Origin of the sequence: Hymenobacter citatus, assembly GCF_014333615.1 — a bacterium.
Taxonomy (GTDB): Bacteria; Bacteroidota; Bacteroidia; order Cytophagales; family Hymenobacteraceae; genus Hymenobacter; species Hymenobacter citatus.
This window is the reverse complement of sequence record NZ_JACSCY010000002.1, coordinates 420,112-445,744: the sequence shown is the minus strand read 5'-3', so window position 1 is coordinate 445,744 and position 25,633 is coordinate 420,112. Positions and strand designations below refer to the sequence as shown.

Annotated in this window: 22 protein-coding genes; 16 read left to right on the top strand and 6 right to left on the bottom strand. The window is 57.7% G+C overall.

Annotated elements, in window-relative coordinates; genetic code table 11:
• Positions 1-94 precede the first annotated feature (94 nt).
• Complete coding sequence (locus H8B15_RS04090) at positions 95-526, top strand: DUF3127 domain-containing protein (protein WP_187318386.1); 432 nt, start codon at positions 95-97, stop codon at positions 524-526.
• Between the two features lie 162 nt (positions 527-688).
• Positions 689-1,312: an AlbA family DNA-binding domain-containing protein gene (locus tag H8B15_RS04085; protein ID WP_187318385.1), complete on the top strand. Its 624-nt coding sequence runs from the start codon at positions 689-691 to the stop codon at positions 1,310-1,312.
• Positions 1,313-1,702: 390 nt separating this feature from the next.
• On the opposite strand, the gene H8B15_RS20940 is transcribed toward H8B15_RS04085, so the two are convergent.
• Positions 1,703-3,226 carry an alpha/beta hydrolase-fold protein gene (locus H8B15_RS20940; RefSeq protein ID WP_246455301.1) on the bottom strand — a complete coding sequence of 508 codons (1,524 nt, stop codon included), beginning with the start codon at positions 3,224-3,226 and terminating at the stop codon, positions 1,703-1,705.
• Positions 3,227-3,363: 137 nt separating this feature from the next.
• On the opposite strand from H8B15_RS20940, the gene H8B15_RS04070 reads away from it, so the two are divergent.
• From H8B15_RS04070 to H8B15_RS04040, 7 genes are all read left to right on the top strand, one after another.
• Positions 3,364-4,074, top strand: a complete 711-nt coding sequence (locus tag H8B15_RS04070) for an alpha/beta hydrolase-fold protein (protein WP_187318384.1) — start codon at positions 3,364-3,366, stop codon at positions 4,072-4,074.
• 163 nt (positions 4,075-4,237) lie between these two features.
• Positions 4,238-5,239, top strand: coding sequence for an ATP-grasp domain-containing protein (locus H8B15_RS04065; RefSeq protein WP_187318383.1), 1,002 nt, complete (start codon positions 4,238-4,240; stop codon positions 5,237-5,239).
• 260 nt (positions 5,240-5,499) lie between these two features.
• On the top strand, positions 5,500-6,597 hold the full coding sequence (locus H8B15_RS04060) for a carboxylate-amine ligase (protein WP_187318439.1): 1,098 nt from the start codon (positions 5,500-5,502) through the stop codon (positions 6,595-6,597).
• A 114-nt stretch (positions 6,598-6,711) separates the two neighbouring features.
• Entirely contained in the window at positions 6,712-7,545 is an 834-nt protein-coding gene (locus tag H8B15_RS04055) for a type 1 glutamine amidotransferase (protein ID WP_187318382.1), read from the top strand.
• 145 nt (positions 7,546-7,690) lie between these two features.
• Positions 7,691-8,887: a hypothetical protein gene (locus tag H8B15_RS04050; protein ID WP_187318381.1), complete on the top strand. Its 1,197-nt coding sequence runs from the start codon at positions 7,691-7,693 to the stop codon at positions 8,885-8,887.
• A 201-nt stretch (positions 8,888-9,088) separates the two neighbouring features.
• Entirely contained in the window at positions 9,089-12,139 is a 3,051-nt protein-coding gene (locus H8B15_RS04045; protein ID WP_187318380.1) for a T9SS-dependent choice-of-anchor J family protein, read from the top strand.
• A gap of 132 nt (positions 12,140-12,271) precedes the next feature.
• A complete protein-coding gene (locus tag H8B15_RS04040; RefSeq protein WP_187318379.1) occupies positions 12,272-12,769 on the top strand; it encodes a YkvA family protein in 498 nt (165 codons plus the stop codon).
• 125 nt (positions 12,770-12,894) lie between these two features.
• Here the strand turns inward: H8B15_RS04040 and H8B15_RS04035 are convergent, their stop codons facing one another.
• Positions 12,895-13,383 (bottom strand): DUF421 domain-containing protein, encoded by a 489-nt coding sequence (locus tag H8B15_RS04035; RefSeq protein WP_216859063.1) that lies wholly within the window; start codon positions 13,381-13,383, stop codon positions 12,895-12,897.
• Positions 13,384-13,566: 183 nt separating this feature from the next.
• On the opposite strand from H8B15_RS04035, the gene H8B15_RS04030 reads away from it, so the two are divergent.
• Positions 13,567-15,801, top strand: coding sequence for a S46 family peptidase (locus H8B15_RS04030; protein WP_187318377.1), 2,235 nt, complete (start codon positions 13,567-13,569; stop codon positions 15,799-15,801).
• Positions 15,802-15,910: 109 nt separating this feature from the next.
• Positions 15,911-17,200 carry a metal-dependent hydrolase family protein gene (locus tag H8B15_RS04025; protein WP_187318376.1) on the top strand — a complete coding sequence of 430 codons (1,290 nt, stop codon included), beginning with the start codon at positions 15,911-15,913 and terminating at the stop codon, positions 17,198-17,200.
• Positions 17,201-17,336: 136 nt separating this feature from the next.
• Here H8B15_RS04025 and H8B15_RS04020 read toward each other — a convergent pair whose 3' ends face one another.
• Positions 17,337-18,092, bottom strand: coding sequence for a glycosyltransferase family 2 protein (locus tag H8B15_RS04020; protein ID WP_187318375.1), 756 nt, complete (start codon positions 18,090-18,092; stop codon positions 17,337-17,339).
• A 107-nt stretch (positions 18,093-18,199) separates the two neighbouring features.
• On the opposite strand from H8B15_RS04020, the gene H8B15_RS04015 reads away from it, so the two are divergent.
• Both H8B15_RS04015 and H8B15_RS04010 read left to right on the top strand, forming a co-directional pair.
• Positions 18,200-18,499, top strand: a complete 300-nt coding sequence (locus tag H8B15_RS04015; protein ID WP_187318374.1) for a YciI family protein — start codon at positions 18,200-18,202, stop codon at positions 18,497-18,499.
• Between the two features lie 56 nt (positions 18,500-18,555).
• Positions 18,556-19,410 (top strand): LysM peptidoglycan-binding domain-containing protein, encoded by an 855-nt coding sequence (locus tag H8B15_RS04010; protein ID WP_187318373.1) that lies wholly within the window; start codon positions 18,556-18,558, stop codon positions 19,408-19,410.
• A gap of 182 nt (positions 19,411-19,592) precedes the next feature.
• Here H8B15_RS04010 and H8B15_RS04005 read toward each other — a convergent pair whose 3' ends face one another.
• A complete protein-coding gene (locus H8B15_RS04005) occupies positions 19,593-20,462 on the bottom strand; it encodes an SDR family oxidoreductase (protein WP_187318372.1) in 870 nt (289 codons plus the stop codon).
• A 108-nt stretch (positions 20,463-20,570) separates the two neighbouring features.
• Between H8B15_RS04005 and H8B15_RS04000 the strand changes: the two genes are divergently transcribed.
• Together H8B15_RS04000 and H8B15_RS03995 are read left to right on the top strand one after the other, a co-directional pair.
• Positions 20,571-21,416, top strand: coding sequence for an SDR family oxidoreductase (locus H8B15_RS04000; RefSeq protein WP_187318371.1), 846 nt, complete (start codon positions 20,571-20,573; stop codon positions 21,414-21,416).
• Positions 21,417-21,476: 60 nt separating this feature from the next.
• A complete protein-coding gene (locus H8B15_RS03995) occupies positions 21,477-22,724 on the top strand; it encodes an aminoacetone oxidase family FAD-binding enzyme (protein ID WP_187318370.1) in 1,248 nt (415 codons plus the stop codon).
• On the opposite strand, the gene H8B15_RS03990 is transcribed toward H8B15_RS03995, so the two are convergent.
• Positions 22,721-23,719 carry a Brp/Blh family beta-carotene 15,15'-dioxygenase gene (locus tag H8B15_RS03990; protein WP_187318369.1) on the bottom strand — a complete coding sequence of 333 codons (999 nt, stop codon included), beginning with the start codon at positions 23,717-23,719 and terminating at the stop codon, positions 22,721-22,723. The two genes, H8B15_RS03995 and H8B15_RS03990, sit on opposite strands and share 4 nt — an antisense overlap.
• Positions 23,720-23,751: 32 nt before the next feature.
• Complete coding sequence (locus H8B15_RS03985) at positions 23,752-24,468, bottom strand: bacteriorhodopsin (RefSeq protein WP_187318368.1); 717 nt, start codon at positions 24,466-24,468, stop codon at positions 23,752-23,754.
• A gap of 551 nt (positions 24,469-25,019) precedes the next feature.
• On the opposite strand from H8B15_RS03985, the gene H8B15_RS03980 reads away from it, so the two are divergent.
• Positions 25,020-25,475, top strand: a complete 456-nt coding sequence (locus H8B15_RS03980) for a PA2169 family four-helix-bundle protein (RefSeq protein WP_187318367.1) — start codon at positions 25,020-25,022, stop codon at positions 25,473-25,475.
• The last annotated feature ends 158 nt before the right edge of the window (positions 25,476-25,633 follow it).

Sequence of the window (25,633 nt, the reverse complement as noted above, 5' to 3'; positions counted from 1 at the left end):
CTACCCCGTACAAGATACCCGCCGGACATGGCTGCCGTCGGTTTTTTTTCGTACGTTTGATTAACTGTTTTCACATTCCCTAATATTCTGTTTTATGGCTTACGATGCTACCGGCCGCCTGCACGAGATTTTCGACGAGCAACAGGTGAGCGAGAAATTCCGCAAGCGCGAGTTCGTACTGGAGGTTATAGATGGTCAGTACCCTGAGCATATCAAGTTTCAACTGGTGCAGGACAAAACCGCGCTCATCGACCCTTACAAAATCGGTGACGAAATTAAAGTGACCTTCAACCTGCGTGGTCGTGGGTTCAACAAAAACGGCCAGATGCTGTACTTCACCAACCTGGAGGCATGGCGTTTGGAGGCGGCCGCTGGTGGGGCTTCGGCGCCGGCTGGTGGTGGCTACTCGCAGCCAGCTGCTGCGCCTCGCGCCGCTGCTCCTGCTCAGCAGAATCAGAACCCTAACCTGCGAGCCCAACCTGCCGCGCCCATCGCCGGCGACGACGACAACGACCTGCCTTTCTAGTGTTGAGCTGTTAGCTGATGGCTATTAGCTGTTAGCCTGTTGAAGGGTAGACTATTACCCACTGCAAGAAAAAGCCACTTTCCGGACCGGAAAGTGGCTTTTTTTCGTTCATTACAAGAAAGAAGCTAACAGCCATCAGCTAGTAGCTAACAGCTCAAGAATATGCTACAAGAATTAATCCGGCAGGGCGAAGGCGAGCGGCTGGAATTCAAGAAGAAAACCACGCATCCCACGCGCATTTCCCGCACGCTGGCGTCGCTGGCCAACACGCACGGCGGGCAGGTGCTGGTAGGCGTTGATGACGACGGGCGTGTGGTGGGTGTGCGCGATGCGGAGGAAGAAATCTACGTGCTACGGCAGGCGGCCGAGCATTTCGTGGATCCGCCGCTTACCACTCTGCGTTTTCGGGAGGTGGAGGAAGATGGCCGGGTAGTGGTAGTGGTAACGGTGCCCGAAAGCCTCCGCAAGCCGCACCGCGCCCAGGTAGCCGATGGCGACTGGCGCAGCTATGTGCGTGTGCGCGACGAGAGCGTGCAGGCCAGCGGCCTCACCGAGAAGGTGTTAGAGCGCAGCGAGCCAAGCACAGGCGTGGAATGGATGCCTCTCAACAAAGAAGAGTCGGCCGTGCTGGATTACCTGCGCACACACGCGCGCATCACGCTGCCGCAGTATATGAAACTGTTGAATATCGGCAAGCGGCGGGCCTTTCGTACTCTCATTAAACTCACGCTCCACGGCTACATCCGCCATCATGATAAAGAGCGGGAGCCGTATTATACGTTGTGAATGGTGAAGTTGTGAGTTTGTGAAGTTGTGAATGCAAAAGCCTTCTCTCATCCTGAGCTTGCGAAGGACCTTATGCCAGTTGAACGAGTCGTTGTTACGAGTATCGTTCTGATGTGAGAAGGTCCTTCGCAAGCTCAGGATGACACGCGTTTTCTAATTCACAATTTCACAAACTCACCATTTCACCATTTACTCAGCTCGGTCGCGGAGCTTTTTCTTTTCCTCTTTCGCGGCCTTTTTTTCCTTGGTGGTTTTGGTGGGCTCCTTCTTTTTTTCTTTGCGGGCGTCTTGTGCTTTCGCCATGATTACAATGAGTTAGGGGTGGCAGAATCAGGTTGCTTTCTCCCTCAACGCGGAGAAATACGCCCTTGTTGTGCGCAAAGTAGGGCTTTACGGCAACAGTGGCAAGTACCGCTCGCGCAGGATATGCAGGTGATGCGCCTCGTGGCCGGGAATGGCAAACAGCAACGCACGCACGCTTACGGGGCCGCTGGCCGTGGTGCCTACCCTATCCAGCTGCGCGGGCGTGAACGAGCGGAACAGCGCCAGCGTGGCGCTGCGCACGGCGGCGTATTCGGTCAGAATATCGGCCAGGGGGCGGTTGTTGGCCCCGGCCTCGGGGGCGTAGGCATCCTGGTCGAAGCCAGGTAGGGTTTGCTGCTCGCCGCGGGCAAAGCACAGGGCGCGGTAGGCAAAGACCCTTTCGGAATCCAGCACGTGCAGCAGCATTTCCTTGATGCTCCACTTGCCGGGGTCGTAGTTGGTGAGGGCCTGCACGTCGGTGAGCTGGCCTACTAGCTGCTGCACCTCCTGGAGCTGCTGCTCCAGTTGCACCAACGGGTTGGCGCCCACAGGCACGCGCGGGATGTACGAGGCATCGAAATACGCTGGATATTGCCCCGGCTGCGGGCGCGGGATGGTGGTTTGCAGCGGAAAATCGGCGAGGCTGGCGGCGTTGGGATAGGGCGGCAGGGTAGCGGGCTGCGGCCGCAGGCGCCGCCGGTGCCGGGCCAAGCGGCTGGGGCTGCCCCACACCCGACGACTACCCAGCAGTTCGTCTGCCGTGAGCCACTTCCCTACCTCCGCCGGCCCGAAGGCCCACTGCAAAAAATCGGGTAGGATACGGCCCCACGTGGCTTGGTTGTGGCGGCCGTCTACCACCTCCACGTAGCGCACCTCTTGGTTAGGGCGCAGGCCATGTTGCTCCAGCTCCTTCATCAGGTCCAGCGTGTCTTCAATGGCGTCGATGATGCCGTTGTGGTTCCGGTCGTTGGTTTCGTCGAGGGTGCCGGTTTGCAGCCAGAACCGCTGGCCGGGCGTGGCCTGACCTTCGCGCACGAGCAGGTGCATAAGGCGGTCGGCGTCGGTGTAGCCTTGGTCGAGGGCGCGGCGGCGCCACCAGAACGAGCCCGAAAACACGCCCGCCCGCAAGGCGGCCTCGGGGTGGTGCCACACAAAATCAAACGCCGCTAATCCGCTGAGCGAGAAGCCCGCTACCACCACCTGGCTGGGGTCGGCACTCACGTGGTAGCGCGTTTGGGCGTAGGGTAGCATTTCGGTGAGCAGAAACTCGGTGTAGTGTTTGGCGCGGCTGCCCCGGCCCAGGTAGTCGGCGTAGGCCGCGGTGCCGTACTCTTGCACCCGCACCCCGGCCTGGATGGCCACCAGCACAAACGGCCGCACGGCCCGGTGGCGGTAGAGCGCGTTGAGGGTAGCCGGTAGGTGCAGGCGGCGCAGGTCCTGCCCGTCGTTGAGGTAGAGCACGGGATAGGGAGCGGGCGCGGCGGCATCGTAGCCAGGGGGCAGCACCACATCAAACCGCACGGTGCGGCGCAGGGCCCGCGAGGCCAGCCGCAAGCGGCGGACCACCGTGACGGTCGTGTTTTGCGTAGAAAGGGAAACAGGCTGATTCATTCGCCGGGGAATAGCTTCACGAACGATTTTAAGACCGCAAGGTACTTTATTCCGCTTCCATGCCGTAGATTACCCGGAGAAATGAAAGTTTATAGTTGAATTCTACCGCATTCTTCGTCCCATAACTTCCTCTTACCGTGCAGGAAACCTACCGCCCCTTCTACTCTCCCGCCCTTGGTCACGACGTTGAAATGCTGGTCTTTGGCGAGCATGGGCACCCCGTGATTGTGTTTCCTACCTCCGGCGGCCGCTACTACCAGGCCAAGGATTTTGGGTTGGTGGACGCCGCCCGCCCCCTGATTGAGCAAGGCCGCATCCGCCTCTACTGCGTGGATAGCGTGGATGGCTACAGCTGGTACGGCCAGCACCTTTCGCCCCAGGAGCGCCTGCACAACCACAACCGCTACGACCAGATGCTGACCCAGGAGCTGGTGCCCATGCTACAACGCGAAAACAGCGTGCCCAAGGTAGCAGTGGCCGGGTGCAGCTTCGGGGGCTACCACGCCCTCAACTTCGCCTTTCGCCACCCCAGCCAAGTGAGCTATCTATTCTCGATGGGCGCTAAGTTCGACATCAGCAACTTCTTGGGCGGCTACCACAACGACGACCTCTACTTCAACAACCCACCGGCTTATATACCCGCTGCGCAGGACGATAACTTCTACCAGATGGGCATCGTGCTGGGTTCGGCCGTAGATGATTTCTGCAAGCAGGGTAACATCGAAATGTCGGAAATTCTGAACCGTAAGGGCATTCGGCATTGGCTCGACATCCGCCCCTACGGCACCCACGACTGGCCCGTGTGGCGCGATATGTTCCCGGAATATTTAGCGCAAATTGAGGCATAAGCCCGTCATGCTGAGCGCAGCCGAAGCATCTCGCGTGCTGACAAAAGATAGTATTTCACATCAGCACGCGGGATTCCTCGACAAGCTCGGAATGACGTTCTGATAGCCCCAAGCCTACCCACAACCAAAACCCTAAGATCCCAAGACCCCAAGACCCTACACTATGAAAAAAATTGGCATCCTCTTCGGCCGGGAAAACAGCTTTCCCCAGGCATTCGTCGACCGTGTAAATGAGAAAGCACCCAGCGGCATACAGGCCGAGTTTGTGCAAATTGGCCTGGTAGAGCAGAGCGTTCCGACCGATTACGCGGTGATTATCGACCGGATTTCGCAGGACGTGCCTTTCTACCGCGCCTACCTCAAAAATGCCGCGCTGGGCGGCACGGCCGTTATCAATAACCCCTTCTGGTGGTCGGCTGATGAGAAATTCTTCAACAATGCCTTGGCTGTGCAGTTGGGCGTGCCAGTGCCCAAAACCCTGCTCCTACCCTCCAAAAACCGCCCCGACGATACCTCGGACCAGTCGTTCCGCAACCTGAAAATGACGGACTGGGACGCCGCTTTCGAGAAGCTGGGCTGGCCCGTATTTATGAAGCCGCACTCGGGCGGCGGCTGGAAAAACGTGTATAAGCTCGACAACCCCGAGCAGTTTTTCAGCGCCTACAACGAAACCGGCCAGCTGGTAATGCTGCTCCAGGAAGCCGTGGAGTTTACCGACTATTTCCGCTGCTACTGCATCGGCGGCAAGGACGTGCGCATTATGCCCTATGAGCCCCGCAACGAGTTTCACCAGCGCTACGCTACCGAGATGAAAACGACGGGTGCCGCCGGTAAAAAGCTGCTAGCCACGATGAAGGACTACGTACTGAAGCTCAACCAGGGCCTCGGCTACGACTTCAACACCGTAGAGTTTGCCGTGCGCGACGGTATTCCGCTGGCTATCGACTTCGGCAACCCCGCTCCCGATGCTGACATTCATTCTGTGGGGCAGGAAAACTTTGAGTGGGTAGTGGAAGCGGCAGCCAACATGGCTATTAAGCGCGCTCAGACGCAGAAGCCTGGTAAAGACAATCTTACCTGGGGCACGTTTGTGCATCCTACGGCTGCGGCTCCCGCTAAGAAGCCGGCTGCGCCGAAAAAGGTAGCAGCTAAAAAAGAAGATTAAGAGCTAGAGATTAAGGCTAGTTCCCCTCCTTTTTTAAGGAGGGGTGGCCGGAGGCCGGGGTGGTAAAACCGCTAGGACGACAGCTAGAATTTAGATTTTCTAATTTTTAAGTTTCTAGCTCTAGTATCGTTCAACGACTTTACCACCCCGCCCTACGGGCACCCCTCCTTAAAAAAGGAGGGGAGTTTGTTCTAGCTTCTAAAAAACCTACCCCAAACGCCCTATTATTCGTTCATTTCTACATTGTTACTATCATGGGCCTGCCAACTTTCACCCTCGGAATAGAAGAAGAGTTTCAGACAATTGATCCGGAAACGCGCGACCTTCGCTCCCACATGTCGCAGATTGTGGAGGGGGGCAAGATGATTTTGCAGGAGCAGGTGAAGGCCGAGATGCACCAGTCGGTGGTGGAGGTGGGCACCACGGTGTGCAACAACATCGAGGAGGCCCGCCACCAGGTAACGCACCTGCGCCGCCAAGTGATTGAGCTGGCCGACCGGGTAGGGCTGAAAATTGCGGCGGCGGGCACGCACCCGTTTTCGCGGTGGCAGGACCAGCCCATCACAGTAGATGCGCGCTACGACAAGATTGTGGAGGAATTGCAGGAGGCCGCCCGCTCCAACCTGGTTTTCGGGATGCACGTGCACGTGGGCGTCGAAACCCGCGAGCTGGGCGTGTACATGATGAATGCCCTGCGCTATTTCTTACCCCACATCTTTGCGCTGAGCACCAACTCGCCCTTCTGGGAAGGCCGCGAAACGGGCTACAAGTCTTTCAGGACCAAGGTGTTCGAACGGTTTCCACGTACGGGCATTCCCGAGCACTTCGGCAGCGCCAGCGAATACGACGCCTACATCAATCTACTCATCAAAACGGGCTGTATTGATAACGGCAAGAAGATTTGGTGGGACTTGCGCCTGCACCCATTCTTCAACACCATTGAATACCGCGTGTGCGACATGATGCTGCGCGTGGACGAAGCCGTGGCCATGGCTGCACTCATGCAGGCGCTGGTGGCCAAGGTGTATAAGCTGATGATCAGCAACCTGACCTTCCGGCAGTACCGTAAGGCCCTCATCAACGAAAACAAGTGGCGCGCCGCCCGCTATGGCCTCGACGGCAAGCTCATCGATTTTGGCAAGCAGGAAGAACTCCCTACCCGCAACCTGATTCAGGAATTGTTGGACTTTGTAGACGACGTGCTCGACGAGCTGGGCAGCCGCCACGAGGTGGAATACATCCACAAAATGATGGAAATGGGCACCGGCGCCGACCGTCAACTGAAGGTATTCCGTGAAACCGGCGACCTGAAGAAAGTTGTTGATTTCATTGTGCAGGAAACCTCTCACGGGTTGTAATGTTCTACCTGTCAGGCTTCCACGTTGGAACCTGAGGCAGGTTCGGCCACATCTTTGCTGTCGCTCTGCTTTTTTGCCATTATCCCCAGCCCCCAGCTGGGCAGTTGCTACCGCATGAAATCATTGAAAATTGCCGTTCTGGATATGTACAACAATTTCCCGAACCAGGGAATGCGCTGTATTCTGAAAATCCTGCACCAGTTGCAGGCCGACGTATCGGTGCCCGTTAGCTACGACGTGTTCAACGTGCGCGCCGAGATGGCGGTGCCAGGCCTCGACTACGATATCTACATTTCATCGGGCGGGCCCGGCTCGCCCCTACCCTCCGACGAAGCCTGGGAGACGCCTTACTTCGCGCTCATCGACCAGCTGCTGGCCTGGAACCGTGAGCATGAGCAAAAGAAATACGTGCTGCTGATTTGCCATTCCTTCCAGCTGGTGAGCCGCCACTTGCAGGTAGGCGAGCTGAGCGCCCGCAAGTCTACTTCCTTCGGCATCTTCCCGATGCACATGACCGAGGCCGGCCAGCAAGACCCGTTGCTGGGCCTATTGCCTAATCCGTTTATGGCCGTCGACTCGCGCGATTTTCAGGTGACGAACCCCGATGAAGCGCATTTGCAGCAGTTGGGCGTGCAGGTGCTGGCTCTGGAGAAAGACCGCCCCCACCTGCCCTTTGACCGCGCTATTATGGCGCTGCGCTTCACACCGGAGATGGTGGGTACGCAGTTTCACCCCGAGGCCGACAGTGAAGGTATGCTGCACTACATGCTGACCACCGAGCGCCGCCAGCAGGTGATTGATACCCACGGCCAGCAAAAATACGACGACATGGTGCGCCTACTCCAAGACCCCGACGCCATCGAGCTGACGGAGCGCATTCTGGTACCGGCCTTCCTGCGGCAGTCGGCAGCAGCGCTAACGACTTTTGATCAGCCGGTTACATTATAAATACAGGAACGTCATGCTGAGCTTGTCGAAGCATCTCTACCGTGAGTAATTTTTAACGATTGAGATTACTCACGGTAGAGATGCTTCGACAAGCTCAGCATGACGTTCTAATAGTCCCTACCTTACCCTCACCCCATCTCCCAGCATGATTCCGGAATTTCGCCAGACGTATAACGCGGCTTTCACACCGCAACGGTTTCAGGAGCTGATTGACTCCGTGGATGAGGAACTGCCGGGGCAGTTGGATTTTCGGGTGGCGGAAACGCCGATTTTCGTACCGGCTGTGCTGCGCGACAAGCTGTTGCAGGCGGGCGAGGATATCATTGATGCGCTGGTGGCGCCCGATTTCAAGGAGCGCACCGAGGCGGCCGTACCGCCGGCCCAGCGCGTACCTCACGAAGACGCCCACACCCAATTTCTGGCTATCGACTTTGCTGTGTGCCGCGATGCGCAAGGCGAACTGGAGCCCCAGCTTATTGAGTTGCAGGGCTTTCCGTCGCTCTATGTCTTTCAGGACTATTTGGCCCACACGTTTCGGAAGTTTTTACCGATACCCGATTCAGTAACGCATTTGTTTGGCGGGCTGAGTTCGGCGGACTACCTGGCGAAACTGCGGGAGCTGCTAGTGGGCAATGAAAACCCGGAAAATGTGGTGCTGCTGGAGCTGTTTCCGGACAAGCAGAAAACCCGCATCGACTTTGCCCTTACCAAGCGCGAGCTGGGGGTAGAGGCCGTGTGCATCACCGACGTACGCAAGGACGGCCGGCAGCTGTACTACGAAAAGGACGGCTGCCGCATCGACATCAAGCGCATTTATAACCGTCTGATTTTTGACGAGCTGCTGCGCTACCCCGATCTCAAGCTGGACTTCCGCCTTACCGACGAGGATGTGGATGTGACCTGGGTAGGGCACCCCAACTGGTTTTTTCGCATCAGCAAGTACACCCTGCCGCTGCTGCACAGTCCCTTTGTGCCGCCCAGCCACTATTTGCATGAGTTAAGTGCCTACCCCGCCGACCTCGACAACTACGTGCTCAAGCCCCTTTTTTCCTTTGCCGGGGCCGGCGTGAAGCTGAACGTGACGCCCACCGAGTTGGATGCCATCGAGGACAAGCACAACTACCTCTTGCAGCGCAAGGTAGCCTACGAGCCCGTGGTACTGGCCGCCGATGGTGAGCTGGTGAAGTGTGAAATCCGCCTGCTTTATATCTGGCCCGAAAATGCGCCCCGCCCGGTGCTGCTCACCAACCTGGCCCGCCTCAGCCGCGGCGCCATGATTGGCGTCGACTTCAACAAGAACAAGGATTGGGTAGGCGGCACAGTAGGTCTGTTTGCACAATAGCTTTTTGCCGTAGCGCACCATAATAAAAAACGCCGCTCCCGAACAGGGGCGGCGTTTTCACGTTTATTGATACTCAACTAGTTATCAATAATGAATAATACTTTTCAGGAAACGTTATATTTGATAACCTTATCTTAACATAGCACCGTACCCACTGCGGGTACCTTTGTGTGTCCTTTCTGCAACCAACACCGTTTTCTCATGAAACACTTTTTACTCAGGATGCGAAGCGCTGCAACAGCCCTGGCGTTGCTCTGCAGCATCGGTAGCGCTGCGGCGCAGGTAACGCTAAGCGGCAGCTCATATACAGAAAACTTTGATCAGATTGGCACTGGTTTGCCCGCTGGTTTTAGCGTACGTACAGCTGCTAAGGCCGATGCCCTAGGCAGCGTGGCGACGCTCACCACCACTCCAACGGAGTGGAATAACACTAGTGGAGCCTTCAAAAACTTTGCTTCGGCCACCGGCCTTACTGCTGCGGCAGACCCTACAGCGCAAAATGCCTCCACCAATCGGGCGCTAGGCGTGCGGCAAACGGGCTCGTTTGCCGATGGCTCGGCAAATGCCGGTCCGGCCTTTGTTTTCCAGCTTGCCAATACCAGTGCCCGCACTGGATTCAAACTCAACTTCTTGTTGCAGTCGTTGGATGCCAGCTCTACCCGCACAACCACCTGGCGGGTAGACTATGCCACGGGCGCTACCCCCACAACATTCACGCAGGCAGGAACGGCTACATTCACAACGGGCAACAGTACCTTCAGCAGCACCCCGGTTTCTATTGATTTTGGTAATCAGCTTGATAATATCAATGACGTTGTCTGGATTCGGATTGTAGCACCAAGTGCTACTACAGGGTCCAATACCCGTGCGTCCTCTGCCATCGACGATTTCTCGCTGACCTGGACTGCTACGGCACCCGATGCGCCTACCCTGACCGTGTTGCCGAACGGCATAGGATTTGGCCGTATTAATCTGGCAGCTACCTCAACTGTAGTCGGCTACGCACTCACGGGCGCCAACCTCACGGACGCCACCACGGTTACAGCGCCAGCAGGTTTCAGTGTTTCTAAAACTGCCACCGGCACCTTTGGCTCTACTCTGACCTACACTGTGGCTGAGTTAGCTACGCCACAAACCGTGTACGTGCGCTTTGTGCCAACCGCGGCTGGTTTTGTATCGGGTACCATCACCAACAGCACGGCCGGCGCCACTGATAAAACAGTGGCGGTAAGCGGCACGGGCGTCGACCCAAACAACAATTTGTTTGCATTCGATGAGTGCCCAGCTTCCGCTACCTCGTTTGATGGCTGGACGCAGTTCAGCATAACCGGCGACCAAACCTGGGGCTGCACCACTTTCGGCCACAATGCCGCAGACGCCTCGGGCACGGCTTCGGCCCCCAATGGCGTGCAGATCAACGGCTACTCCGGTAGCGCCCGCGAAAACGAAGACTGGTTTATCTCGCCAGCATTTGATCTGAGCAACTTTCAGAACCCGTTGTTTTCATTCTGGAGCCGAGTGGCTTTCACGGGCCCGGGCTTGTCGCTACGCGTTTCTACCAATTACTCGGGTACTGGCTCGCCTAGCGCCGCCGGCGTTACCTGGACGACCCTACCCGTACCCTTCGCCTCTGCTGACGCCTGGATGCTGACCGACAACGTAGACCTCTCGGCCTACAAGGGTAGCAACGTGCACGTGGCCTTTGTGTATACCAGCACCACTAGCGCCGCCGCCCGCTGGACGCTGGACGATATCCGCCTGCAAAACTCCAGCACGCCCGCGCAGGTGCTGCTATCGGCATCGACCTCTCGCCTGGACTTTGGCTACCAGATGGTAGGCGCCGCTACTGCTGCCACGCGTACCTTTGCCCTGTCGGCCCGCAACCTGACGGGGCCGGTTACCATCACTTCGCAAAGCCCGGTTTTCCAGGTTTCCAAGGACGGTACCGCTTTCAGCAATACCGTTTCTTATACCGCCGCAGAGGCCAACACGGCTACCGTCACGGTGCGCTTTGCGCCCGCTCAGGCCGCTGCCAGCTACAGCACTCCGCTGAGCGTGGCCACAACCGGCGCCGACAGCCGCACAGTGATGCTGTACGGCAACAGCGTAGACCCCGCCGTGACGCTGGACGTAGTGAACTGGAACATCGAGTGGTTTGGCTCGTCGGCCCAAAACCCCGCCGACGACAACTTGCAGCAAGCCAACGCCCTGGCTACCCTTTCTGCTCTGAATGCCGACGTAATTGCGCTGGCTGAAATTGTGGACACCGTGCGCCTGGGCACCGTGGTGCGCCAGATGCCGGGCGGCTACCGTTACAAGGTATCGGAGTACGTGAGCGGCAACACGTTTGGCACGGCCCAGAAGCTGGCCTTTGTGTACCGCACCAGCGTAGTAGCCAACCCTACCTTCTCGAACCCCTTGCAGTGCACTTCCTGCGACCAGTACAACTACTGGGCCTCGGGCCGTTTCCCCTACCTGATGACGGCCAACGTGACCATGAACGGCCAGACCAAGCCCGTAACCTTCATCGTGATTCATGCCAAAGCTAATGAGAGCGATGCGGCCGGCTCGCTGGAGTCGTACAACCGCCGGGTAGGCGGGGCCACGGGCCTCAAAGCCCTGCTAGATGCTGATTATGCGACGGCCAACGTGGTGATTTTGGGTGACTACAACGACGACCTGTACCGCACCATTGCTACCGGTACACCCACTACGGCTTCGTCGTACAGCGTATTCCTCAACGATGCCGCTAACTACCAAGCCCTTACCCTACCCCTGGCGGTGGCCGGCCAACGCTCGACAGTAGACTACAGCTCGGTGATTGACAACGTGATAGTATCCAGCGAAATGGCCGCTTACTATGTGTCGAACTCCGTGCAAATCCGCTCCGACGTAGCCGCACAGGTTGCGGACTTCGGCAACACCACCAGTGACCATTACCCAGTGCTCACGCGCTTTAGCTTTGCGCAGGCCACGCTGCCTACCAAACAAGCAACAGCCAGCAAGCAGTTCGACGTGTATCCGAATCCGGTGACCAGCGCCGTGCGCTTGAGCCTACCCGAGCCGACGTCTAAGACGCTGCACCTGCGCGTATCGTCCGTAGATGGCCGCCAGGTGGCAACGGGCACCGGCTCGCTGGAGCAACTGAATCAGCAATTGAACCAGAACCTGACTCAGCTGAAAGCTGGCATGTACATCATCCAGGTGGATGGCGGCACACAGACCTACGTGAAGCGCTTCATCAAACAGTAGCGTCATCAACTGCGCCCTTGCAAAAGAGCCCGCCGCAACCGGCGGGCTCTTTTTGTGTGCGGCACCTGATACAACGGCGACCGGAGGGGCTACGTACACCAGCTTGTACTTTCATCCTTCACTTTTCTCCTCATGGCTACACTTGCCGAAAAAGGTTTTAAAATCGCTAAAAACGCTGCTTTCTCTGCTTTTATGGGGCGTGCCACCAAGATGCTGGGCAAGCCTTTTCTGGTGGCTACGGCCCTGCACGACGTAGCCCAGAAGCTGGACGACCAGGACAGCAAGAAAGGTCCTATTCAGCAGGTAATTGATGTGGGCCGGCTGCTAATTCGGCTGGTAACGGCGTTCATCAATGGCTCTTACCGCGAACTTTCCAAAACGACGGCCATATCGGGGCTGGCAGTACTGCTTTACGTACTGTCGCCGATTGACTTGGTGCCCGACGCCCTACCCATCCTGGGCTTTTTGGACGACGCCGCGCTGATTGCCTGGTTTATGGACCGTTTCCGGGTGGAGCTGGAGCACTTCAAGTCGTGGGAAGAAACTTCGGCCATGGTAGCCGAGGATGCCCAAGCGCCTGCCCGCCCTAACAAAGAACTGCCCGCCGTGGCGGAGTTGGGCCACTCGTAAGTAGTGTAGCTTACCCGTCATCCTGAATGAAGTGAAGGACCTTCTGCCGGTAGAACGAATCGTTGATGCGAGTATCGTTCTACCGGCAGAAGGTCCTTCACTTCATTCAGGATGACAGGCTTTCTTCAGGATTGCTCTTTTCCTACCTGTCCCTGCACGTCCTCCAAAGCCGAGGCCGATTGCGACTGGTCGGAGTGCTGAATTACGCTCATACTACCATCGGTTTCCAGCACTACGGCCGCCACCTGGTCCAGCGCAAGAACTCCTTGCTGGCGCACGGCTGCGCGTACTTCGTCGTGCGTAACGCGTTCTTTCCGGAGCGCTCTTTCCAGAAACTGTCCGTTGTGCAGCAGCATCTGCGGTTCGGCCTTCACTAGTTGGCGCACTTTTTTGGAGCGAATGGATAGCCACGCCACCACGTATTGCAGCCCCAATAGCACGGCAATACCCAGCACGCCTTCTACCAGCTTCGTGCTTTTGGATAGCGCTACCGTAGCCAGACTGGAGCCCAGCGCCACCGTTACCACCAAATCGAAGGCATTCATCTTGGCCAGGGTGCGCTTGCCCGACAGCCGAATCAAAACAATGATGGCAACATAAACGGCAACGGCCATAAGCGCCGTGCGGCCAATGCTGGCCCAGCTACTAAAAAACATATTCCTCTGCTCTATCTGTGAACTATGAGTACGTGCCAGCCATGCTTTTGGCGACGTTTGGACGCGGTTTCTTCGACCTTCTGCGTCGGGTGGGCGCTCAAAAAACCGTATTTTCGGGTTTCGTTCACCCAATTTTTGTTCATGCCCATTCCCAACCGGCTGGCGTTGCTGGCCCTTACGCTCCTTTCCTTCCTACCCTCCGCCCGTGCCGACGAAGGCATGTGGCTACCTCTGCTGCTCAAGCAACTCAACGAAGCCGACATGCGGCAAAAAGGCCTCAAACTGACGGCCGAAGACATCTACAGCGTCAACAAAGGCAGCCTGAAAGACGCCGTGGTGCAGTTCGGCGGTGGCTGCACCGGCGAAATCATTTCCGATCAGGGCCTGCTGCTCACCAACCACCATTGCGGCTACAGCTCCATCCAGAGCCATTCGTCGGTGGAGAAAGACTACCTCACCAACGGCTACTGGGCCATGTCGCCCAGCGAGGAGCTGCCCAACCAAGGCCTCACCGCTACCTTCATTGTGCGCATGGAGGATGTAACCAAGCAGGTATTGCAAGATGTGCCCGCCACTGGCATTTCAGAAGATGCCCGCGAGCGGCTGGTGCAGCAGCACAGCCAGCAGGTGGCACAAGCGGCCGTGCAGGGCACGCACTACCGCGCCTTTGTGCGGCCCATGTTTGGCGGCAACGAGTATTATCTGTTTGTGACGGAGGTGTTTGAGGATGTGCGCTTGGTAGGTGCCCCGCCGAGCAGCATTGGTAAGTTTGGCGGTGATACCGACAACTGGATGTGGCCCCGTCATACTGGCGACTTTTCCCTGTTCCGCATCTACGCCGGCCCCAACAACAAGCCCGCGCCTTACTCGCCCCAGAATAAGCCTTTCAAGCCCCGTCATCATCTGCCCATCTCGCTCGGCGGCATCAAGCCCGGCGACTTCACGCTGGTATTTGGCTTTCCCGGCCGTACCAACGAGTACCTGACCTCGTGGGGGGTAGACGAAATCTACTCTCTCTCGGACCCGGCCAAGGTACAGGTGCGCGACACCAAGCTGCGCATCCTGGACGCCGACATGAAGGCTTCGGATAAAGTGCGGATTCAGTACGCCGCGAAATATGCCTCGCTGGCCAATTACTGGAAGAAGTGGCAAGGCGAAATGCGCGGTCTGAAGCGCCTGGATGCCGTGGCGCGCAAGCAGGAGCAGGAAGCCCGCTTTCAGCAGTGGGCTACCCAGGGCGATGCGGCCCGCCGCGCCGCCTACGCCGGGTTGCTGCCCGAGTTTGAGAAAAACTACCGCGCCGAGCGCGACGTGTCGCTAGCCCGCGACTACGTGACCGAAGCCGCCTTGGGTGTGGAGCTGATGCTCTATGCCAACAGCCTGCTGGCCGTGGCGGATATCAAAAACGCCGCCGACCGCACCACTGCCGTGCAGAAGCTCAAAACCGGCGTGAATGGCTTCTTTCGGAACTACAGCAAGCCAACCGATCAGAAAGTAGCGGCGGCATTGCTGGCGCTGTATGCTGAAAATACGCCACCTACCCTCCTGCCTGATTACGTGAAGGCCTTGCAGAAGCAGTATCCGGGCAAAAATGGCTGGACCGCCTACGCCGACCACCTCTACAGCAAATCACGGCTGACGACACCGGAAAGCGCTAACGCCGTGTTGGATGAAGTGGCTAAGGGCAACGTGGCCGCCCTTACCAACGACCCGGCCTACCAGTTGGCCTCGGCCATCGTGACGAACTACCGGGCCAACATCCTGCCGCCCTATCAGATTGCCAACGACAACATCACGCTGCTCTCGCGCACCTACATGGCCGGCCTGCGCCAGATGCAGACCGATAAAACCTTCTACCCCGACGCCAACTCTACCCTGCGCGTGGCCTATGGCCAGGTAGCCGGCTACGAGCCCCGCGATGGTGTGAAGTATGCGTACTACACTACCCTCGACGGCATCATGGAAAAGGCCGACCCCACGAACCCTGATTTTCAGGTGCCGGCCCGCCTCGCAGAGCTGTATCAGAAGAAAGACTACGGGCCATATGCCGTGGACGGCACCGTGCCGGTAGCCTTCATCGCCACCAACCACACCACCGGCGGCAACTCCGGTTCGCCCGTCATCAACGGCCGCGGCGAGCTGATTGGCACCAACTTCGACCGCAACTGGGAAGGCACCATGTCCGACATCATGTTCGACCCCGACCAGGTGCGCAATATCACCCTTGATGTGCGCTACATGTTGTTTGTAGTGGATAAATACGCCGGCGCCACCCGCCTTATTCAGGAAATGACGCTGGTAGGCAAGCCAGAAGCCAACGGCAAACCAGCGAAGGAAGCGAAAGTGAAGAAGGGCAAGCGCAAACAAAAAGCGTAAAGCCAGTGGTAGCGAACAACCTCTTGTATCTCTATCCCTACTTACAAAGAGACGTCAGCTACTGACGTCTCTTTTTTGTGTTTATTGACCAAGAATATATTCCCGCTCTATGCTCTCGCTCTCTCATAGCTACAGATGCTGCTGGCTTTTCCTATTCGGTTTTCTGCTGAGCAGCGCACAGCCGCTACTAGCCCAAACCTCCCCCACCTCTACCCTTCTGCGCCCCGCCGCCGTCTTCGATGGTGAAACGCTGCACACCGGCTGGCAGGTGCTGGTGGAAGGCGACCGGATAAAAGCCGTTGGCCCCAACCTGCTTACCCCCGCCGGCGCCCGCACGCTGGAGCTACCCGGCCTTACCCTACTCCCCGGTCTGATAGAAGGGCACTCCCACCTACTGCTGCACCCCTACAACGAAACCCCGTGGAACGACCAAGTGCTGCTGGAGTCGCAGGCGTTGCGGGTGGCGCGAGCCACGACCCATGCCCAACGCACGCTGCTCGCTGGCTTCACTACCGCCCGCGACCTGGGCACCGAGGGCGCCGGCTACGCCGATGTGGGCATCAAACAGGCTATTGACCAAGGCATTACTCCCGGCCCGCGGCTGCTGGTGGCTACCCGGGCGCTGGTGGCAACTGGCAGCTACGGACCCAAGCTCTCTACCGACGTGGAGGTGCCCCAGGGCGCCCAGGAGGCCGACGGCCCCGAAGGCGTGGTACGGGCCGTACGCGAGCAAATCGGGCGCGGCGCCGATATCATTAAAGTATACGCCGACTACCGCTGGGGCAAGGGCGAACCGGCGCGCCCTACCTTCTCGCAGGAGGAGCTGAACCTGATCGTGCAAACGGCCAACGCCGCCGGCCGGCCCGTAGTAGCGCATTCTTCTACCCCCGAAGGCATGCGCCGCGCCACACTGGCCGGCGTGCAAACCATTGAGCACGGCGACGGCGGCACGCTGGAAGTATTCAAGCTGATGAAGCAGCGCGGTGTGGCCCTCTGCCCCACCGTGGCAGCCGGCGACGCCATTGCGCAGTACCAGGGCTGGCATAAGGGGCAGGGCGCCCTACCCGAGCGCGTGCAGCAAAAGCACATCAGCATGGAAGCCGCCCTGAAAAGCGGCGTCACGCTGGCGTTTGGCGGCGACGTGGGCGTATTTGCGCACGGCGACAACGTGCGCGAGGCCGAGCTGCTGGTGCAGGACTACGGCCTCACGCCCCTGGCCGTCTTGCGCCAAGCCACCAGCGGCAATGCCCGCATTTTCGGCCTTATTGATCGGGGACGCATTCAGCCCGGCCTCCTGGCCGACCTCGTGGCCGTGCAAGGCGACCCTACCCGCGACGTGATGGCATTACGGCAGGTGCGGCTAGTGATGAAGGGCGGGGTGTTATATAAACAGCCATAAATAACTACCTGTCATCCTGAGCTTGCGAAGGACCTTCTAACGCTAGAACGACCATCGTACCAACGACTCGTTCATGCGTGAGAAGGTCCTTCGCAAGCTCAGGATGACAGAGTAAATAGGCTGCTAATGAGTTATGCTATGGCCGTTCAATGCCCAGCTTGCCCAGTTCCGCCGCGTGCAGGTCGTAGATGGCGCGCAGGTCGTTGCCGTGCTTTTCGGCGTCTACGCCCACGCTGATGTTGTTGGTGTGGAAGCGGTGCAGGTGGCTGATATGGGGCGAAATGACGGGCAAGTGACCAGCCAGCAGGAAGCGCACGTACAGCTCCAAATCCTCAGCCATTTCAATGTCTTCGCTGTAGCCGCCTACCTGATCAAACAGCTCGTGCGAGTAGCACACGTTGCCCTGAATGAAGTTTTCGGCCCGGAAAATGGCGCGCAGCATGTCCGTGGGTGTGTCAAATTTCCAGGCGTAGTAGTCTTCGCGTAGCAGGTAGCGCCGCTCCTCGTCCATACGCAGGAAGTCGGCTACGAACCACGGTTGGTCGGGATGCTGCTGGATGAGGTCGGCGTAGTGGTAGAGGTTGCGTTGTAGCATTACATCGTCGTCGTCGAGGGGTACGAGCCAACCGCCGGGCTGCGCCTCGCGGATGATCTGGTTGCGAGCGGGGCCAGGCAGCATTTTCTCCGGCTGTTTCCAGTAGCGCAGCGGCGGGCCGTCCTGGGCGGCTACCTCCTCTAGGTAGGCGGCGGTGTCGTCGTCGCTGGCCAACTCGTTGATCAGGTGCTCGTAGGAAAAATCGATGGGGGCCGAAACAGTAGCGCGGACGCTCTCAATGGCCTCGGGCAAATACTGCCGACGGTTGCGGGTCGGGGTGATGATGGAGAAGTACATGCCTTCCTATTCTACAATTATGGTTAAAAAGTTGCACCATTGCGGCAAAAAGCCAACTTTCTAGGAATAGTACCGTTTATCCGACTTAGCATTATCTGCTTCACTATATGCCCAAGTTCATCGTTACGCTTTCCCTACCCCCTCATTTTTCTGAGGATTTTATAGAACTGATTCCCAGTCATCGCGCCCACGTGAGCCAGTTACTAGACGAGAGTGTGCTGGAAAACTACGCCATCAGCGCCGATTACCGGCACGGCTGGCTCACCATCAATGGGGAAACGGAGGCCGAGGCGCGGGCTGTGTTAGAGCAGTTGCCTTTATATCCTTATTTCTGGCAAATTGAAATGCACGAGCTATTCGTGTTTGATAGCAATACGTTTCGGTTTCCACGCATTAGCCTCAACTAGGCTATTCGGCGCGGTTTGTGCATGGGGGCGCCTGCTAACGTTTTCCTATTTTTCCTATGATGCGTACTATTCGGCTGGTTGCGCTGGCCGTTGTTTTGCTGGCCTCTTCGCTCGCCGCTGCCCCGGCTCCTACTGATAAGATTTCCACCGAGCAGTTGCTGAGCCGCCTCAGCGCCGCCATCGACAACCTCAAAACACTGCGCTGCACGGTGCGGGCAAAGGAACGGGTGGATGGTAAATACGTTGCGGCGCAGTCTACCCTAAAGCTCAGCAGCAGCCCCCTACAGGTGTATCTGCGCAACCAGAAAGGTATTGAGGCACTGTGGGTAACGGGGCAAAATGGCGGTGACGCCTGGGTATATCCCAATAGCTTCCCCTACGTGACGCTCAACCTAGACCCCAACGGCACCCTCATGCGCCGCGACCAGCACCACAGCTTACTGGACGCCGGTTTTGGCAGCATTTCCGATATCATCCGCGGCTCTACCCAGCGCCAGGACCACGCCTTCGAGCGTTCCTTCCGCTACGCCGGCGACACTATTGTGGCCGGGCGGCCGTGCCACGTGTTGCTATCCAACTTTCCGCAGTTTCGGTACGTGCCCTACACGCCTGCCAAAGCCGAAACCCTCACGCAGATTGCCAATAAATTTGGCTGCGGCGAGTTTCGGATTGTGGAACGCAACGACCTGTCGTACGACAAGCCCGTGCCGGCAGGCAAAACCATCCAAGTGCCCAACGCCTACGGTCGTCGTACCACCGTCTGCGTCGATCAGAAGCTTTTCCTACCCCTAGTGGTGGAAGTGCTGGATGACAAAGGTTTGTTTGAGCGGTTTGAGTTCTCGAATATCATCGCCAACCAGCCTATTCCCCAGGAGGAGTTTGCGAAGGGGTACAAGGGGTATAAACTATAATCACGGATTAAAGCGGATTTTTCGGATTAATCGGATTTTGTGGACGATTATAGAATGTAATTGAAGTTCCCTAGGCTTTTGACGAAAAGCCTATAAAAAAGCGCTTGCCAAATGGCAAGCGCTTTTCGTTTGACTCGTCCACGAAATCCGATTAATCCGAAAAATCCGCTTTAATCCGTGAGCTAGCGGCGCATTTTCTTCTCAATCTCATCCCACATGGGGGCCGGAATGGCTTCCAGCTTGTTGAACTCGCCGGCCCCGTTCAGCCATTCGCCGCCGTCGAGGGTGACTACCTCACCGTTCATGTAGGCCGCGAAATCCGATACCATGTAGGCGGCCAAATTGGCCAGCTCCTGGTGGTCGCCTACCCGCTTAAGGGGCACCGAGGCGGCGGGGTCGAGCTTGGCGGCCAGCGGCTCGGGGAAGAGGCGACTCCAGGCGCCTTCCGTGGGGAAGGGGCCGGGCGCAATGGCGTTGGAACGGATGCCGTACTTGGCCCATTCCACGGCCAGCGAGCGGGTGAGGGCCAGCACGCCTGCCTTCGCCGCCGCCGACGGCACCACATAGGCTGAGCCCACAGAGGCATACGTCGTCACGATATTGAGGATGGTGCCGGGGCGCTGGTCGGCAATCCAACGCTTGCCGAAGGCCAGCGTGCAGTTGTAGCTGCCTTTCAGCACAATGTCCACAATCACATCAAATGCCTTGTGGCTCAGGCGCTCCGTTGGCGAAATGAAGTTACCGGCGGCATTGTTCAGCAGCACGTCCACGGCGCCAAACGTGTCGATGGTTTGCTGGAGCATACGCTCTACCTCGTCGTATTTGCGCACGTCGCACTGCACGGCCAGCACCTGGCCGCCGGTCTGCTCGCGCAGCTCGGCAGCGGTTTTTTCCAGCACATCCAGCTTGCGCGAGCTGATGGTGACGTTGGCACCGAGCTGTAGAAAGTAGGTAGTCATGGCCCGGCCCAGGCCGGTGCCGCCGCCCGTCACCACAATGGTTTTGCCTTGCAGGGCATTGTCGCGGAGCATGGGTTGGGAATAGGCTGACATAAGGAGGTGGGTTTTAGGAGATGAAGCAGCAAAGGCGCAAGAACGGGATTTACTGGATTTGCTCAAGATGTATGCGGGCTAAGAATTTTTCTTCACCTTTAGCCCCGCATGGCTCCTACTCCAACTCTCCTACAACCCCTGATTGCCGTATTGGGCTGCGGCTGGCTCGGCCTACCTCTGGCGCAGGCGCTGGTGGATGAAGGGTATGCCGTGGCTGGCTCCACTACCACCCCCGGCCGACTCCTGAAAATGCGCGACGCGGGCATTACACCCTACCTGCTGGAGCTGGGCCCTACCCTTACGGCTACTGACCAAGACACGCTGCACACCTTGCTTACCGGCGCGCGGGTGTTGGTACTAAACGTACCACCCAGCACCGCTCGGGGGCACTACGTGAAGCTGCTACAGCCTGTGTACCAGGTCGCTGCCGACTGCGGCGTGCGGCAAGTGCTATTTGTGAGTAGCACTGGCGTGTATGCCGATGAGCCCCGCGCCATGACCGAAACCGACGCCCTGGCCGCCCCCGATGCCGACTCGGAATTGCTGCGGGCCGAAAACCTGTTTGCGCATCCGGATGCGCCGTTTGCCACCACCGTGGTGCGCTTGGCTGGCCTGATTGGCCCCCAACGTGCCCCCGGCCGCTTTCTGGCGGGCCGCACAAATCTACCCAAGCCACAGGCCCCCGTCAACCTCATTCACCTCACCGATTGCCTCGGCATCCTATGCCGCATTATCCGTCAAAGCGCCTGGGGGCACACCTTTAACGCCAGCGCGGCGCACCACCCTACCCGGCAGGAGTTTTACACTGCCGCCGCCGCGCACTTGGGCCTAGCGCCCCCTACCTTCGCGGAGGAAGACACCCTGGGCAAGCGCATCGACAGCGAATTGCTGCGCCAAAAAACCGGCTATATGTTTCAGTTTGATGATCTGAACGAGGCTATGCAGCACTGTTAGCACGCCGGTTGCGCTGTTTTCGCGCCAATTTTCAGCCCTCTACCTCGTATCTTTGCGCTCGTGAACAACAAGGAGGTAGTAGCTATTTTAGGCGGTGGCGCGGCTGGTTTTTTTGGGGCCATTGCCTGCGCCGAGGCCAATCCACGTTTGCAGGTCTATCTAATAGAAAAAACCGGCAAGCTGCTCAGCAAGGTACGTATTTCGGGGGGCGGGCGCTGCAACGTAACGCACGCCGCCGACACGCCTGCCCAGCTGATACAGCACTATCCCCGTGGGGCCAAGCAACTCAAGGAGCCCTTCAAGCAGTTTGGGGCGGTAGACACTGTGCGCTGGTTTGAGCGGCGCGGCGTGCGCCTCAAAACGGAAGCCGACGGCCGCATGTTTCCGGTGACGGACTCTTCGGAAACTATTGCCCAATCCCTGCTCATGGCCGCCGACAAAGCGGGCGTGCGCATTCTCACGCACACCACCGCTGAGCGCATTACTACCCTACCCACAGGTGGCTTTCGACTGCACCTTACCGGCACCCACGCGCAGGAGCTAGAGGTAGCGCGCCTGCTGATTGCTACCGGCGGCGCCCCCAAAGCAGCTCAGTACGACTGGCTACGCGCCCTGGGGCACACCATTGCCGAGCCAGTACCTTCGCTGTTCACGTTCAACGTGCCGGAGTCGCCGCTCCGGGAGCTGCCGGGCGTGAGCGTGCCCCACGCCCGCGTGCGCATTGCCGGCGAAAAGCTGGAGTATGAAGGCCCTATCTTGGTGACACACTGGGGCGTGAGCGGGCCGGCTGTGCTGAAACTCTCGGCCTGGGGTGCCCGCCGCCTGCATGAGTTGGAGCACCGGCACACGGCCCTCGTCAGTTGGCTCCCTACCCACACCGAGGACTCGTTGCGGCAGTGGCTGCTGGAGTTTCGGGGGCAGCACGGTAAGAAGCAAGTAACTTCCAATCCGCTTTTTGGCCTCCCCCAGCGGCTGTGGCGCACGCTCACGGAACAGGCCGGCATTGGCCCCGAGGTGAAGTGGAACGAGTTGCCTGCCAAACAACAGAATCGGTTGATTGAAAGCCTGCTGCGCACAGCCCTACCCGTGCAGGGCAAAACCACTTACAAGGACGAATTTGTGACCTGCGGCGGCGTGGTGCTCGGCGAAGTGGACATGAAAACCATGCAAAGCCGCCGCGTACCGGGCCTGTATTTTGCCGGTGAGGTGCTGGACATCGACGGCATCACAGGCGGCTTTAATTTTCAAGCAGCCTGGACTACGGGCTATCTGGCGGGCCGAGCCATGGCCGATGTACCTACTGGCTAGCTGGCTGCTTTGCGGTCCATCACCAGGCTCACTAGCAACGCGTGGGGTAGCGTAACCACGGAAGCCACCACCAGCGCCAAGCTAACCACTGCGTCGGGGGTGGAAAGCCTGGTAGCGAATAGCACGTACAACACAGCCAATGCTACCAGACTGATAAGTAAAATAGGCAATGAGCGGCGCACAAAAAAACCTATTTCGCGCAGCAAGTCTCCCCATTTTGCGCGCCTACTACCTGTTTGTGCCGTGTAGCCTAGCAGCGGGTTGAGGCGTAGCACATGCTGCAAGCTGTGCCAAAAGCAGAAGTATATCCCCACTGCCAGCAACGGCGGTAGGACCACAAATAGTCCCGTAAGCAGCAGCACCTCCAGCGCATCGATGCGCCAGCGGTGTGCTTTGTTCAGTCTAGCATACCCTACCCACAGGCCCAGGTGGCCCAGCACTACAACCCACCCAACTGCTTGTGCCACGGTAGTAAATACGGTTGCTGTCACCAACTGGCCGCCCGTAAAACGCAGTAAGCTGTTGATAATGTGCAGCATCGCGGCAGGCCAAGCAAAAGCCGGAATAACAAACAACAGCGTGCCCCGCAATATGCTATGCGCTACCCACAGCGCCGGGCGCCCGGGTTGCGTGGGCGCATCGGCAGAGCCCCAGTGCCAAATAGTGAGCAGGAAAAAGAACAAGACGGCCGCACTTGGCCACAGCCACCATCCTATCACCTCTGCTGCTGCCAGCGCCAGGTAGCTCACCAGAAAACGCGCCAGATATAACCACCACGCCTTGCCCCGCACAGGGTGGTAGGCCGGAAATACCAGTTGGTCGCAGGCGCCGTGGGCCAACCCCAATACCACCAACCCCAGCAGCAGCAGCGGCCCTAAGAAGACTGCTGCTGCTGCTGGCGCTACCACGCCTACCGCCATTGCTGCTACTACCGCCCCGTAGGAGTACAGCATGTGCGGCGCGAAACTAGTGGCAATAGGAGCAGGCGTTTTCATAAGGCAGGCGTTATCCTGCTGTATACGCTCTGTTACGCCGCGTGGTGATAGGCGGGCTTACGCGGAGCTAAATCGCGCAGGTAACTTAGGTCAAGAATGCTAAAGCCTACCTTCGAGAAGAAGGGCACCACCACAAACAAAATGGTTTCGGTAGTCTGGCCGATTATGCCCAGGCCCGAAGGTCCGATAGCCCAGATGGCAGGGTAGCAGAACCACAGAACAGTCAGGAAGCCAGCCAGTTTAGTGTAGATACCCCCTAGCTCCGCGTCACTGTTGATGGCAATCTGCCGCAGCTTACCCCAGATAAGAACCAGCACGCACAGGAATGCCCCTACCCCACAGCTATACCATAGGAGCCGCGCCGTGCTGCTTTCTGATAAATCAGCCAGCAGCCCGCACACAATCATCACCACATCGGCAGCCACCAGACTAAACAGCAGGTTGGGTTTGCGCTCTTGCTTCGGTACATAAAACATGGCTGTGAAAGCCAGTGCTAGCAGCAGCAAGGGCGTACTTACCACCCAGTCGATGTAGCGGGCATAGTGCGTGGTTTGCCCTGCCACTTCCGTCTTGCCCTGGCCCAGGCCCATAGCCATATACGCCAGCGCCGACCAGATAGGAATCATCATGGCAATGCTGTATTCGTATTGCGGGACGCCTTTGGGGTTGCGACTCCAAACCCAAAACAGGAGTGTACCGCCTATCATAGAGGCGACATATAGCCAGTGAAGTAGTGTTTGTGTTTCCATTAGGAGAGAGTAAAAAATGAGAATACCACTTTCTACTTTTCTCCTTCTCTTTAAGTTCTTTTTAATCTGCTACTTAAGTACAGAATTGAGAATTGATTCAAGCTAGTGATTCAATAGATAGTCTACCATTGCTGTGTAGCGAAATAGTAATCAACTCGTTCTGAGAAACACTCAGATGTAGGTATATCTTTCTAATAAGACAAAAAAATAGTGTTGAGCGCTAAGTCAATATGGTCTCTACTAATACCACCGCTTTGCCTGTAGCCTGCTGCTACGCACTGCCCCTCCGACGATTGAAACCAACAACTTGCTCACCTTATTTCGCTCTACTCAGCCCTAGAAAGCCAATCTTTTTGGTAGACTGACTCTGGCCCTGTCCAATAAGCATCATAAGCTCAGCGCTTCTGCGGCCAAGCAATAAACTGCGTTTCGAATACTGTTAGTGTAAAAGGGATACGGTTTGTGTTGGCTTCAGCGCAACCCTGCACGTGAATAGCTAGTACAAAGACACACAATACATTCTCCCTACCACCTAAAAACGAACCACAATTATGGACGCTAAAGCAGCCCAATCCGAACTGAACGACCTCGTTGCTACCCTGAAAGAAGGCCAGAAAGGCTACGCCGAAGCAATGACCGACGTAGAAGATGCCGATCTGAAAGACCTCTTCAAGAAATACGCCGCCCAGCGCGCCAGCTATATCACGGAGCTGGAGGACCAGATGTACAAGCTGGACCTGAAAGTAGACACCAACGAAGGCAACAACACGGTAGCCGGCACCGTGCACCGCGCTTTTATCAACCTGAAAGGCATTGTAACGGGCAAAGACCGTCATAGCATCCTGGCTGAGTGCGAGCGGGGCGAGGACCACGCCAAAGAGGCCTACGAAAACGCCAAGAAGTTTGACGGCCTACCCGCTGAGCTGAAGTCGATTATCGACAAGCAAGCCGAAGGCATCCTACAAGCGCACAACGAAATCCGCGACCTGCGCGACGCTTCCAAGTAACATCGCAACAGGTGCAGCTTGATTGGGTTACACAGCTTTTTGTGTGCAATCATTCTGCCCGTAGAAACAAAAAAGCCGCTGACTTATCAGCGGCTTTTTTTATCGGGTAGTCTATTAACCCAGCGTTGCAGATTGATTGAATCTATATAATCCAATCA